This is a genomic window from Metabacillus sp. KH_069 (genome assembly GCF_057838075.1).
Genome location: NZ_CM174460.1, coordinates 822,981 through 834,815, shown reverse-complemented (window position 1 = coordinate 834,815; position 11,835 = coordinate 822,981). Strand labels below are relative to the sequence as shown.

Below are 11,835 nucleotides of genomic sequence, written 5' to 3'. Positions count from 1 at the left end.
TAAGGAGCGATGAATGAGATGATTACACACTTTCAATGGCAGCCTTTGTTTAAACAAACAAAACTGCCTGGCTGGCGTGTCTCTTTTTACTTTAAAGGGATTCATTACGATGCCATTTACCATAAAAATGGAGAAATCGAGTGGGGAACGTCCAAACCTGCATTAGAGGACACAGAACAAATTCGTTCCCGCATTCACGAGCTAATGCTGTTTCACGTTTATGACGGTTAATTTCCGCCTTTCCTTCGCAAAATAAAAGCATACAGCGAAGGAGGGTTCACTTTGAAAAACAAAGCAAATAAGCAAAAAGATACGGATTATGAGGGCAGAGATAAAGCCTATCTGGATATTGACCGAATGATCAACGAAGGATTATCAGGCGGCTCTGTGCATATGCGGGATAAATACACGAATATTGAAGAAGCGCGCGACCTCGAACAAGAAGAACCTCCCGCTCAAAAAGAGAGCTAGGCTATCGCCAGGCTCTCTTTTTTTTATATAATAGAAAGGCAGGGAAAGGAGATATCATAATGATTGATAAATTAGCATCCCATTACAAAGAAGCCTTCTCTCTTGCCTATTCGCATGAAAAAAAGGGCTACAAATGGTACAAAACAGAAGATGGCCAGGTATTCGGCATCTTAAAAGAAGCCTTATCTGAACAGGAAGAAAGCCTGCTTTCGACTTTATATACATCTTATGATTCGGGTTTTGGAGAACACAGTGAGCGTTCTGAAAAATGGCTGCACTATCTGTACGGCGAAAACAGCCCTCCTTTCGTTCCATCCGCAAACGGCATCAGGTGCTATTACTTCTTCAGCAAGCTGCCGGTCTCTGACAGGCAGAGCTTTGAAGAAGCGATGCAGGGATCGATTCCAGCTTCAACTATTCTCTGGATCAGCCGCCATAAAGGCATTATCTTTGAAGAAAGCCCTGAACCGGTCATTGATAAGGAAAGCTTCGATCAATGGATTGACACATTTACCAGTGATTTTTTCATCGAGCTGCACGTCTATATTGGCCAGCTTCATAAAATGTCAGTTGAATTAAAAACAAGAATTTTATCTGAGCAGGCAAGCTTTGAAGTGATTTACAATTCATTCAGGATGAAAAAATGCGTAACATTTTCAGAGGCTCTGCCCGTGCTTTTCCTTAACGGAAGCGTCAGCGGACAGCTCATATCTGAATTACTGAGAGAATCTTTAGAGGACAGCGAGCTAGTGCAAACATTGAAGGTTTACTTTGAATGCAACCTGAACGTGTCCCTTACAGCAAAAAAATTGTACATGCACAGAAACAGCGTTCAATACCGGATTGACAAGTTCATTGAAAAAACAGGGCTCGATATCAGGCATTTTCACGAAGCAGCTGCTTTTTCTTTGATGATGAAGTACTTGGAGCAACTTGCAGAGTAACTCAGCTGTTCACCCTGCACGAAAACCCTTACATTTTTTTGTGCAACCTGTCCATAGGCTTATCTTCAGAAATGAATTACACTGAATCTATAAATAAAACGTTTTCATTTTCCGAGGAGGATTCAAATGGCTGAGCTTAAATTAAACAATATTTATAAAATGTATGATAACAAGGTAACGGCAGTTGAAGATTTTAATCTTCATATTCAAGATAAAGAATTTATCGTTTTCGTCGGCCCATCAGGCTGCGGTAAATCAACGACTCTTCGTATGATTGCAGGCCTTGAAGAAATTTCTAAAGGCGACTTCTCAATTGACGGCAAACGCATGAATGACGTTGCGCCGAAGGACCGCGACATCGCGATGGTTTTCCAGAACTACGCACTTTATCCGCATATGTCTGTTTATGACAACATGGCATTTGGACTTAAGCTCCGCAAATTCCCTAAAGAAGAAATTGATCGCCGTGTGAAAGATGCTTCCCGCATTTTGGGTCTTGATCAATATTTAGACCGCAAGCCTAAAGCATTGTCAGGCGGTCAGCGTCAGCGTGTTGCACTTGGACGTGCCATCGTTCGTGACGCAAAAGTATTCTTAATGGATGAGCCTTTATCAAACTTGGATGCTAAATTGCGTGTGCAAATGCGTGCTGAAATTTCTAAGCTTCATCACCGCCTGCAAACAACAACAATTTACGTAACACATGACCAAACAGAAGCAATGACAATGGCAACACGCCTTGTTGTTATGAAAGACGGCATCATCCAGCAGGTCGGCGCTCCTAAAGAAGTATATGAAAAGCCTGAAAACCTTTTTGTTGGCGGATTTATCGGTTCACCATCTATGAACTTCTTTACTGGTCAATTAACAGACGGCAGGTTCTCAATCGGAACTCAATCCATCGTTGTTCCTGAAGGCAAAATGAAATATCTTCGCGAGCAAGGCTACGTTGGCAAAGAATTGATCATGGGCGTGCGTCCTGAAGATATCCATGATGAGCCAGTGTTCATCGAATCTTCTCACGGATCAAAAGTAGATGCTAAAATCGAAGTATCTGAGCTTATGGGTGCTGAAACAATGCTCTACTCTAAAATCGACGGCCAGGACTTCATTGCACGTGTAGATTCACGCACAGACGTAAGACCAGACCAAATCATCCAGCTTGCTCTTGATATGAACAAAGCTCACTTCTTTGATAAAGAAACAGAGGTTCGTATTCGTCCGGCAAGTGAACAATAATAACCAGCAAATCGGCCTGAGACTCTCTCAGGCTGATTTTTTTCATTTCCTCGCCCTCCCCACACATTCTTACTCCTTAATGTGTTTTGCCTCTTCATGAAGACAATTGCTGCAAGAAAACAAATGGATGCACTGATGGGATTCAAGAGAATCCATGACCCCATCGAATAGCTTCACTGTGTCAATTTCCATATATGCGCTGTATTCATCTAAATAATCGGTTATTTTCCCATGATCCGTCATGCTGATTTTGCAATTTGGACAGGCTGCTGCTTCCATTTCACTGTTAAACCCATTACAAAGCGGGCACATGTTCATTTTTATCACCTGCTGCTTCATATACTTGCTTCCTCTTATATATTCCCTAACTCTCTTTCACTTTATGTAACACCTATATTTCCATAATAATTACCATATTCGCATGTGCATATATTTTCACGGTAAATACATAATACGTAATAACAACAGTTGAACAACCCGCTGCACTCACATGATGGGTTAGCCGAGCAGGCCATGAATCAATATGACTCATGCACTGGTGCAACTCCAGCTTACCCAAAAACTATATTATTTCAAGGAGTGTATTTACATGGCACAATCACGCAGCAATTCTTCAAATCAACTAGTTGTACCTGGTGCACAACAAGCAATCGATCAAATGAAGTACGAAATCGCTTCTGAGTTCGGAGTGAACTTAGGACCAGAAACAACTGCTCGTGCTAACGGATCTGTTGGCGGAGAAATCACAAAGCGTTTAGTTTCATATGCTCAATCAAACATGGGCGGAAAATTCTAATAAGACAACCAAATAACATGGCTTAAAGGACCCTGGCATTCCGCCGGGGTCTTTTCCAGTTTCTACATTTCTTATCAGCCCTTAGTATCAAACAAGTTCTCTTCTCCATATACATGAAGAAAACATCCTGAAGGAGAATGCTTCATGTTTGAAACGATTGATTGGAGAGCTGTCACATTCATTTGCGCAAGCCTCGCACATGAAATGATTGTTCATTTTAACATGCCCAGAGTGTATTACTTTGAACAGGAAAAAAAGCAGCTGCTGAAAGATGTTAAGTCTGTAAAGCTTTGAATTTTATATAGAAAATTCCCCATAAAAAAAGAGCAGGCTGCATATATGCTCGCGCCTACTCTTCAAGTTTTCTAAGGAAACGTTTTGTCCGTTCTTCTTTTGGATGATCAAATACTTCAGCTGGTGCACCGCGTTCTACGATGACTCCATTATCCATGAAGATCACTTCATCTGCCACATCTTTTGCAAATCGCATTTCATGTGTGACGACCACCATGGTCATTCCTTCTGCGGCTAAATCTTTCATCACATTCAGTACGTCGCCGATAAGTTCAGGATCAAGGGCTGAAGTAGGCTCGTCAAACAGCATGACCTTAGGCTCCATTGCAAGTGCTCTTGCTATGCCTACGCGCTGTTGCTGCCCGCCTGAGAGCTGAAAAGGATAGAAATCCATTTTATCCCCAAGGCCTACTTTTTCAAGCAGGGCACTTGCTTTTTTCACCGCTGTTTCTTTGTTTTCTCTCTTCACTATTACTGGCCCTTCAATTACATTTTCAAGAGCTGTTTTGTGCGGGAAAAGATTATAGCTTTGAAAAACCATGCCGGTATTGCTTCTAAACTCTGTTATTGTTTTTTTAGCCACATTCCCTGAGAAATCAAGTGTTTGCTGATCAAGCTGAATGATTCCCATTGTCGGTACTTCCAGTACGTTCAGGCATCTTAGGAATGTTGTTTTTCCAGACCCGGATGGTCCGATCACAACAACTACTTTCCCCTTTTCAATCTCCAAATCAATGCCTTTTAGAACGTCTAATTCACCAAAGCTTTTATGCAATCCTTTTATTGAAATCATATGAATGCTCCTTTACTACCTTGCAACATAACGATCCAGTTTTGCTTCCATGCGCTGCTGGATGACCGATAAGATAAAACAGATGATCCAATATAATAGACCAGCCAGAGAATACATCAACAGAAATTCATAGTTGGTTGAAGCAATTTCCTGTGCTTTTCTGAACATCTCTGTTACAAGAATCAATGATGCAAGGGATGTATCCTTAACTAAACTGATAAACGTGTTGGACAGCGGTGGTATAGATACACGCGTAGCCTGCGGCAAGATAATTCTTTTTAGCGTCTGTGAGTAGCTCATTCCGATTGAATATCCCGCTTCCCATTGTCCTTTAGGTGTAGATAGTATAGCGGCTCTGATTATTTCTGATGCATATGCTCCGACATTCAGCGAGAAGCCAATAACTGCAGAAATAAACGGACTGATTGTAATCCCGACACTTGGAAGGCCGTAGAAAATAATAAATAATTGAACAAGTAAAGGTGTTCCTCTAATAATTGATACATAGATTCTCGCTATTATTTGAAATGGCTTTATTGTTGATATTCGTGCCAAAGCAGTAAGAACAGCTAAAATAAGTCCAATGACAAACGTAATCAGTGTTAATGGAAGAGTATAATACAAAGCTCCCTTCACCAAAGGGAGAAGGGAACTTTGTGCAATATTGGCCAAACGTTCTAACCGTTCAGGGTCTGCAAAAATATTATTCAGATACATCTTCGCCAAACCATTTCTCGGAGATTTTCTTGTATGTGCCGTCTTCTTTCATTTCTGCTAATGCTTTATTCACTTCTTCCACTAACTTGCCGCTGTCTTTGCGGAACATTAATCCGCTTTGTGCAGCATCTTCACTTTCATCAACAATTTGAATGGGTGCGTTGCCGCGCTGATTCTGGAAATCAAGGACAGATAGCTTGTCATTGATCGTTGCATCTGCACGTTTAGAATTAATGAGATCGATTGCTTGAGTGAATCCTTCTACACCAACAAGCTCAGCACCGTTTTCTTTGGCAATTTCCCCGTAGTTGCTTGTTAAAGATTGTGCTGCTTTTTTCCCTTTTAAATCTTTAAATGATTGAATGTCTTTGTTGTCTTTATGTGTAACAAGTACAGCGGCAGATGAAATATATGGTTCAGAGAAATCATATTTTTCCGTGCGTTCAGGCTTGATGCCGACCTGGTTGGCAATCATATCAAAACGTTTAGCATCAAGACCGGCGAACATCGCATCCCACTGTGTTTCTTTAAACTCAGCCTTCACGCCAAGACGTTTTGCAACTTCTTGTGCGATTTCTACATCAAAGCCGGTTAATTTATCTTTGTCATCATGGAATGTGAAAGGCGGATATGTACCTTCTGTTCCAATGACAAGAACACCCTCTTCTTTTACTTTGTCAAACAGTTCAGCGTCAGTGCCTGCCTGATCTCCTTCTTTCTTTTTATCGCCGCCTGTTCCGCAAGCAGACAAAATCAGCACAAACACTGATAAAAGTGCAAATAGACTAAAAAATCTTTTCATGTTTAAACCCCCACTAATCTTATCGGATTTTAATAAAGTACGTTAGAATATTACCTCCAAGACAGCCTTCTGTCAATTGATTTGTTTTATTTTTTTAGTGTAACCAGTTTAGAACATAGTATGTTTTTCTCTTCTCCTTTAAATGAAGTAAAATGAAAGAAAACCGACAGGAGAGTTTGTTATGAAAATCGCATTATTTGGCGGAACAGGAAGAGTTGGCAGAGCATTTTTAGAACATGCCCTAAATGAAGGGCACAATGTCAGAATGCTTGTCAGAGATCCTTCAAAATTAGAGAACATAGATAAAAATGCTGAAATGATTGAAGGAAATGCCCGTAATCTTCAAAGCATCGAGAAAACAGTTTCAGACTGTGATGCAGTTGTCAGCTGCCTTGGCACAGATGGAGATGATACTCTTACAGTTGCGATGCCGCTGATTGTTCAGGCAATGAGAAATGCAAACATTAACAGAGTGGTCACGATTGGAACAGCCGGTATTTTACAGGCAAGGTCCAATCCTGACCTGTACAGATTTCAGTCAAATGAGTCGAAACGGACTTTGACGAGAGCAGCGAACGAACATTTAAATGCCTATCTGACATTAAAAGAGTCCAATCTTCATCAGTGGACAATTGTCTGTCCCACTTACCTGCCAGACGGAGAATTAACAAAGAAGTTCAGATTTGAGGAAAATTATCTGCCGGAAGACGGAAAGCAAATATCTGCTGAGGATACAGGGTATTTCACTTATAAGGTTCTGATGGAAAAGTCCTTTATCCATAAACGGGTTGGACTGGCTTACTAAGGCATTCCTATCTTCTAAAAAAACAAAAAACCACGAGCCTGACTAAATCAGGCACGTGGTTTTCTTATCCTGCAAGGGTATTCTGTTTTCCCTGCTGCAGTTCATACATTTGATAGTACTTTCCTTTTTGTTTCATTAATTCATCGTGATTGCCCCGCTCCGCTATTTCACCCCGGTCAAGGACAAGAATTTGATCTGCATTTTTAATAGTAGAAAGCCGATGGGCAATGATAAATGTTGTTCTGCCTTTTTTCAGAACTTCAAGTGCATCTTGAATGACAGCTTCTGTTTCTGTATCAATGCTTGCCGTAGCTTCATCTAATATGAGAATGGCCGGATCATAAGCGAGTGCTCTTGCAAATGAGATCAGCTGGCGCTGTCCCGATGAGAGCGTGCTCCCTTTTTCAATAACAGGCTCATCAAATCCAAGCGGCAGATGCTTCAGCAATTGATCTGCGCCAACATCTTTTAATGCTTTTTCCACTTGTTCTCTGGTGATATCCGGATTATCAAGGCTTACATTCGAAGCAATCGTTCCTGTGAACAAAAACGGATCCTGAAGTACAATCCCCATGTGCTCTCTGACTGCCTGGCGCGGCATGGATAAAATATCTTTGCCGTCAATTGTGATTTTGCCTTCTTTTATGTCGTAAAAACGGAACAGCAAATTCATGATCGAACTTTTTCCTGAGCCTGTGTGCCCGACTAATGCTACGGTTTCACCCTGCTTCGCTTCAAAATCAATATTTTTTAAAACATACTCGCCTTCTTTATAGCCGAACCACACATTTTCAAATGCCACATTTCCATTATAGCGAGGTTCTTTTTTCTCGCTGACATCCGTTCCTTTTTCATCAAGCAGGCTAAACACTCTCTCAGACGCAACACGCGCTGTTTCAAGCTGGGCGAATTGATTCACAATCCCGGTGATTGGCTGAAAAAGCCTGTTTAAATAATCAACGAACGCATACAGAACTCCTATTGAAACCATCGAACCAACGCCTAAAGAGGCTCCTCCAAAATACCAGATAAGCGCTACGAAAGCACAGTTCCGCATAAAACCTACCATATTATGCGACAGCAGGGAGTTCAGGCTCAGCAGTTTATTCTGATAGTGAAAATGCGATGCGTTTAATTCTTCAAATTCCGCTTTCGTTTCTTCCTGTCTGCGGAACGCCTGAATAATCGTCATACCCTGAATGGATTCATTGATTGTTCCGTTAATATCGCTGACAAGGGAACGAATCTTATGATTGTAAGTTGAAGCGTATTTTCGGTATACGATGCTCCAGACGACAAGGATCGGCAGGATGACCGTACAGATTAATGCAAGTTTGGCATCAAGCAGGAATAAGGCAATGAAAATACCTGTTATATAGATGGCACTTGTAAAGAATGTAGAAAGCACAGCTACAAACAGTTCTCGGATTGCTTCCGTATCATTTGTAATTCTTGCAACAACTTTTCCTGCCGGAAGGTTATCAAAATAAACAACCGGCAAGCGCTGTATATGCTCAAATACATCCTGGCGCATCTTTTGAATAATGCGGTTTGATGTAATTTGCAGAAAGTACCGCTGTCCATAGTGAAAGAATGAAGCAAAGACAAGCAAACCAAAATAAATGGCAATCAAAGTGATGAGCCCTTTAATTTCAGGCTGATAAAATGTAAACAGCTGTTTTGAAGTCAGCTTGCTGCCTGTATAAGAAGCAGAATCTGTCCCGCGTTCAATAATGACCAAATTGCCGGCCGCTCTTCTGTCTCCGTCAAACTGAATTTCACCAGGTATGAAATAATAATCCCGCTGCACTTGCAGAATGTGAACTTCTTTTCCTTTTACTTCACCTGGTTCAAAGTAATCCTCGCGTTTATACCAGGATCCTTTGTAGGCTACAGCATTTTCTCCTTTTTCTGTTTCATGCCACTTCTTCTCAATGCCCAATATGTGGTCATCGATCATTTTTTTTGCGATAAATGGTCCTGTAAGCTCAGCCCCGACTGCAACAGCAAGCATGATTAAAGCAAGTATTAATGTTCTTTTATAAAGGGCAGCATAGCGGATCAGTCTTTTTCCTGTGCTCATGCTCCCACCCCGCCTTCGTTTTCAGCTTCAATTTGCTGGCGTTCATATTGCTCTTTGTACCAGCCGTTGTTCGCAAGCAGCGTTTGATGCCTGCCTTCTTCAATGATTTTCCCTTCATCAAGCACTAGTATCCAGTCTGCGTGTTCGACAGCAGATAGACGGTGTGTCGTAATAAATGTTGTCTTCCCGGCACGCTCACTTCTAATATTTGAAATGATGGCTGTTTCCGTTTTTGCATCAACAGCTGACAGGGAATCATCTAAAATCAGAATTTCCGGATTGACCAGAAGTGCACGTGCAATGGAGATCCGCTGTTTTTGACCTCCAGATAATGCAACTCCCTTTTCCCCTACTAATGTATTCAATCCATCAGGCAGCATTTCAAGATCTTTTCTGAAAAAAGCAAGATCGATTGCTTTATTCAGCTCTGCGTCTGATCCTTCTTTCTTTCCAAATAAAATATTCTCTCTCACTGTTCTTGAAAACAGCACGTGATCCTGAGGAACATATCCAATAAAGCGCTGCAAGGTTTCAAGCGGGATTTTCTCAATCGGAACCCCGGACATTGTGATTTCGCCGTTGCCAGAGGGATATTGTCTGAGCAGCTGTTTAACGATTGTTGTTTTACCGCTGCCGGTTTTGCCGACAATGCCAATTGTGTCCCCTCTATTTACTGTAAAGCTGACATGCTTTAAGTTCTCGACTTCAGAAGAAGGATACTGAAACGATACATCTTTAAATTCAATCTTTTTAGGTGAAACAATATCCTCCGGCTGATCATGATTTTTCACATCTGCTTCATAAGATAGTGTTTCGTTGATCCGGTCAAGTGATGCATTACCGCGCTGCATGATATTGATCAGTTCACCAATTGCAAACATCGGCCAGATCATCATTCCAAGGTAAACGTTAAAGGACACCAGCTCACCAAGGGTAATTTCGTTATGAAATACTAAGTAGGCGCCATAACCAAGTCCAATCAAATAACTGATCCCGACAAGCAATTTCATGGTTGGTTCAAATAATGCGTCAATTTTTGCTACACTGACATTTTTCTTAAAAACATCATCCGTTAACGTGTTAAACCGGTTTACATCCGCTTTTTCCTGAACGTAAGCACGAATCACACGCACGCCTGCCACTGACTCAAGCACCTGGTCATTCATATCGCCGAATGAGTCCTGAGCTGCCATGAACCTGGCATGAATTTTTTTGCCGTAGATCCCCATCGCAACCGCCATAATCGGCAGAGGCAGTATCGCGGCAAATGTAAGCTTCCAGCTGATAAGTATTCCCATTGTCAACAGAATTGTCAGCATGAACATGCTTGAGTCAACCAATGTCAAGATCCCAAATCCGGCAGTCGTCGAGATGGCCTTCAAATCATTCGTGGCCCTGGCCATAAGATCTCCCGTTCTGTTTTTCTCATAAAAGCGCGGTGTCATCACTAAGAATTGCCCCATCAGTTTTGACCTTAGAATTCTTTCAGCGAGATGAGCCCCGCCAAATAAATTGTACATCCAAAAATAAGATAAAATATAAACTAGAACACCCAACCCAAGAAACAAGACAATATATTGAATGAGCAGCTCACTCGAAAATTGCCCAACCTGAATATCATCTATCGCATTCCCAAGCAGTTTAGGGGGAATAATTTCAAGAACATTTACAACTAAAAGCAATACGATTGCAGCCGTGTACCGCTTCCAATACTTTTTAAAAAACCAGCCTAACTTCACTAACACCGAGAACATCTGATCATCTCCTTTGTCTTTCTAACCTTATCCTGCTAACCGCTGTCTGGATCTCCTTTTTTCATCAATTTCTCTTTTATCATCATCATTACAAACATACTTGCTTCCTCCTCTAAGATTTAAATTATATAAAAAAGGCAAACCTCCGCATGCCGGGGGTCTGCCTTTTTACAATCAAACGTAAAAAGGCACAGAAGTATACAATGTAGCATACCCCTGTGCCTTTTCCTTTTTATATTCAGAGACTGATCTCTCTAAACGATATAAAGGTATGGCGGGGCTGCACAAGAAAGTACGCTTCGATCATACGCAATCACAATTAATTTTTTCATGTCAAACCCCTCCTTTACCAAATTTTTATTTTAATCCTTAGATAGATTACCATCTTTTTCATTATTTTGTCAATTGGGATTTTTCCTTATTTTCTGGTTAACCTGCAATTATTATTCTTCGATGAACACGGCCGTTCCATAGATGCATTCTGCGTAAAAGATGGAGTTCTTCCTTTCGCCTGTATCTTTACATCCAGATTCGAGAAATTGACCCCCACAAAAAAAGAGGTTTATAGGCACATATCACTATTTTCACCTTCAAGATGTTTCAAAAAACAAAAAACAAGGTAAAGAACTGTAACAAACAACAGAAGATAAGGAAAATTGAAGGAGGAAAACAATGAGCCAGTTAGTTTCCACTAGTCTATGTACCCAGGATCAATTCAGAATGGATCAAATTATCAGTCTAAATCAGCTCGCAAAAAACTATTCAGGAAAGGTGTACTTCTTAGCTGGAAAACGAAGCATCGTAGATGTCTCAAAGTTTCCTTCTTTGATTACTTTCTTTCTGATGACATCTGGATCCAATCAGATTAAAGTGCTCATCGATGGGGATAACCCGAGTGAGATCTTAGCTGAAATGGACACCATTTGTTCAACTGAATCAAGATTTACAACGAATTTCTTAAACACAGCTGAAAAAGTAAAGGTATAAAATCAGTGATCCCTTACAAATGATAAAGGGAGTATGGCTTACTTACATTACAACAGAGAAAAGGAGATTATAACTTATGATCAGAACTATTTTAATCGTTATTGGAGCAATCGTTGTTATTGGCTGGCTGCTTAATGTAGTTATGTAATT

14 protein-coding genes are annotated in these 11,835 nt (G+C 40.9%); 8 read left to right on the top strand and 6 right to left on the bottom strand.

Annotated elements, in window-relative coordinates; genetic code table 11:
- Nucleotides 1-18 precede the first annotated feature (18 nt).
- The 4 genes from AC3ISE_RS04295 (at nucleotide 19) to AC3ISE_RS04280 (ending at nucleotide 2,654) form a co-directional block, all read left to right on the top strand.
- On the top strand, nucleotides 19-231 hold the full coding sequence (locus AC3ISE_RS04295) for a YheE family protein (RefSeq protein WP_489223174.1): 213 nt from the start codon (nucleotides 19-21) through the stop codon (nucleotides 229-231).
- A gap of 51 nt (nucleotides 232-282) precedes the next feature.
- On the top strand, nucleotides 283-471 hold the full coding sequence (locus tag AC3ISE_RS04290) for a hypothetical protein (protein WP_489223173.1): 189 nt from the start codon (nucleotides 283-285) through the stop codon (nucleotides 469-471).
- A gap of 59 nt (nucleotides 472-530) precedes the next feature.
- Nucleotides 531-1,415: a PucR family transcriptional regulator gene (locus AC3ISE_RS04285; RefSeq protein ID WP_489223172.1), complete on the top strand. Its 885-nt coding sequence runs from the start codon at nucleotides 531-533 to the stop codon at nucleotides 1,413-1,415.
- 126 nt (nucleotides 1,416-1,541) lie between these two features.
- Nucleotides 1,542-2,654 (top strand): ABC transporter ATP-binding protein, encoded by a 1,113-nt coding sequence (locus tag AC3ISE_RS04280; RefSeq protein WP_489223171.1) that lies wholly within the window; start codon nucleotides 1,542-1,544, stop codon nucleotides 2,652-2,654.
- Nucleotides 2,655-2,723: 69 nt separating this feature from the next.
- On the opposite strand, the gene AC3ISE_RS04275 is transcribed toward AC3ISE_RS04280, so the two are convergent.
- Nucleotides 2,724-2,993: a hypothetical protein gene (locus AC3ISE_RS04275; RefSeq protein WP_489223170.1), complete on the bottom strand. Its 270-nt coding sequence runs from the start codon at nucleotides 2,991-2,993 to the stop codon at nucleotides 2,724-2,726.
- Between the two features lie 250 nt (nucleotides 2,994-3,243).
- On the opposite strand from AC3ISE_RS04275, the gene AC3ISE_RS04270 reads away from it, so the two are divergent.
- A complete protein-coding gene (locus tag AC3ISE_RS04270) occupies nucleotides 3,244-3,450 on the top strand; it encodes an alpha/beta-type small acid-soluble spore protein (RefSeq protein ID WP_029283608.1) in 207 nt (68 codons plus the stop codon).
- 144 nt (nucleotides 3,451-3,594) lie between these two features.
- Complete coding sequence (locus AC3ISE_RS04265; RefSeq protein WP_489223169.1) at nucleotides 3,595-3,744, top strand: hypothetical protein; 150 nt, start codon at nucleotides 3,595-3,597, stop codon at nucleotides 3,742-3,744.
- A gap of 55 nt (nucleotides 3,745-3,799) precedes the next feature.
- Here AC3ISE_RS04265 and AC3ISE_RS04260 read toward each other — a convergent pair whose 3' ends face one another.
- Genes AC3ISE_RS04260 through AC3ISE_RS04250 form a run of 3 tightly spaced genes read right to left on the bottom strand, consistent with a single transcriptional unit; the run spans nucleotide 3,800 to nucleotide 6,056 of the window.
- The gene (locus tag AC3ISE_RS04260; protein ID WP_489223168.1) at nucleotides 3,800-4,537 is read right to left on the bottom strand and encodes an amino acid ABC transporter ATP-binding protein; all 738 of its coding nucleotides are present in this window, start codon (nucleotides 4,535-4,537) and stop codon (nucleotides 3,800-3,802) included.
- Nucleotides 4,538-4,552: 15 nt separating this feature from the next.
- Nucleotides 4,553-5,254: an amino acid ABC transporter permease gene (locus tag AC3ISE_RS04255; RefSeq protein ID WP_489223167.1), complete on the bottom strand. Its 702-nt coding sequence runs from the start codon at nucleotides 5,252-5,254 to the stop codon at nucleotides 4,553-4,555.
- Entirely contained in the window at nucleotides 5,241-6,056 is an 816-nt protein-coding gene (locus AC3ISE_RS04250; protein WP_133312046.1) for an amino acid ABC transporter substrate-binding protein, read from the bottom strand. Before AC3ISE_RS04250 ends, AC3ISE_RS04255 begins: the two co-directional genes overlap by 14 nt.
- Before the next feature lie 181 nt (nucleotides 6,057-6,237).
- Here AC3ISE_RS04250 and AC3ISE_RS04245 point away from each other — a divergent pair, with 181 nt between their 5' ends.
- On the top strand, nucleotides 6,238-6,861 hold the full coding sequence (locus AC3ISE_RS04245) for an NAD(P)-dependent oxidoreductase (RefSeq protein WP_489223166.1): 624 nt from the start codon (nucleotides 6,238-6,240) through the stop codon (nucleotides 6,859-6,861).
- 64 nt (nucleotides 6,862-6,925) lie between these two features.
- Here AC3ISE_RS04245 and AC3ISE_RS04240 read toward each other — a convergent pair whose 3' ends face one another.
- Entirely contained in the window at nucleotides 6,926-8,944 is a 2,019-nt protein-coding gene (locus AC3ISE_RS04240; protein ID WP_489223165.1) for an ABC transporter ATP-binding protein, read from the bottom strand.
- Nucleotides 8,941-10,698: a multidrug ABC transporter ATP-binding protein BmrC gene (gene bmrC, locus AC3ISE_RS04235; RefSeq protein ID WP_489223164.1), complete on the bottom strand. Its 1,758-nt coding sequence runs from the start codon at nucleotides 10,696-10,698 to the stop codon at nucleotides 8,941-8,943. The genes AC3ISE_RS04240 and bmrC overlap by 4 nt, the downstream gene beginning before the upstream one ends.
- 672 nt (nucleotides 10,699-11,370) lie before the next feature.
- Between bmrC and AC3ISE_RS04230 the strand changes: the two genes are divergently transcribed.
- Nucleotides 11,371-11,685: a hypothetical protein gene (locus AC3ISE_RS04230; protein WP_070879358.1), complete on the top strand. Its 315-nt coding sequence runs from the start codon at nucleotides 11,371-11,373 to the stop codon at nucleotides 11,683-11,685.
- Nucleotides 11,686-11,835: the final 150 nt, after the last annotated feature.

Coding starts and splice junctions, on each gene's coding strand:
- AC3ISE_RS04295 (WP_489223174.1), top strand. CDS start 19: ATGATTACACACTTTCAATGGCAGCCTTTGTTTAAACAAACAAAACTG.
- bmrC (WP_489223164.1), bottom strand. CDS start 10,698: ATGTTCTCGGTGTTAGTGAAGTTAGGCTGGTTTTTTAAAAAGTATTGG.
- AC3ISE_RS04265 (WP_489223169.1), top strand. CDS start 3,595: ATGTTTGAAACGATTGATTGGAGAGCTGTCACATTCATTTGCGCAAGC.
- AC3ISE_RS04260 (WP_489223168.1), bottom strand. CDS start 4,537: ATGATTTCAATAAAAGGATTGCATAAAAGCTTTGGTGAATTAGACGTT.
- AC3ISE_RS04280 (WP_489223171.1), top strand. CDS start 1,542: ATGGCTGAGCTTAAATTAAACAATATTTATAAAATGTATGATAACAAG.
- AC3ISE_RS04255 (WP_489223167.1), bottom strand. CDS start 5,254: ATGTATCTGAATAATATTTTTGCAGACCCTGAACGGTTAGAACGTTTG.
- AC3ISE_RS04270 (WP_029283608.1), top strand. CDS start 3,244: ATGGCACAATCACGCAGCAATTCTTCAAATCAACTAGTTGTACCTGGT.
- AC3ISE_RS04275 (WP_489223170.1), bottom strand. CDS start 2,993: ATGAAGCAGCAGGTGATAAAAATGAACATGTGCCCGCTTTGTAATGGG.
- AC3ISE_RS04245 (WP_489223166.1), top strand. CDS start 6,238: ATGAAAATCGCATTATTTGGCGGAACAGGAAGAGTTGGCAGAGCATTT.
- AC3ISE_RS04230 (WP_070879358.1), top strand. CDS start 11,371: ATGAGCCAGTTAGTTTCCACTAGTCTATGTACCCAGGATCAATTCAGA.
- AC3ISE_RS04285 (WP_489223172.1), top strand. CDS start 531: ATGATTGATAAATTAGCATCCCATTACAAAGAAGCCTTCTCTCTTGCC.
- AC3ISE_RS04240 (WP_489223165.1), bottom strand. CDS start 8,944: ATGAGCACAGGAAAAAGACTGATCCGCTATGCTGCCCTTTATAAAAGA.
- AC3ISE_RS04250 (WP_133312046.1), bottom strand. CDS start 6,056: ATGAAAAGATTTTTTAGTCTATTTGCACTTTTATCAGTGTTTGTGCTG.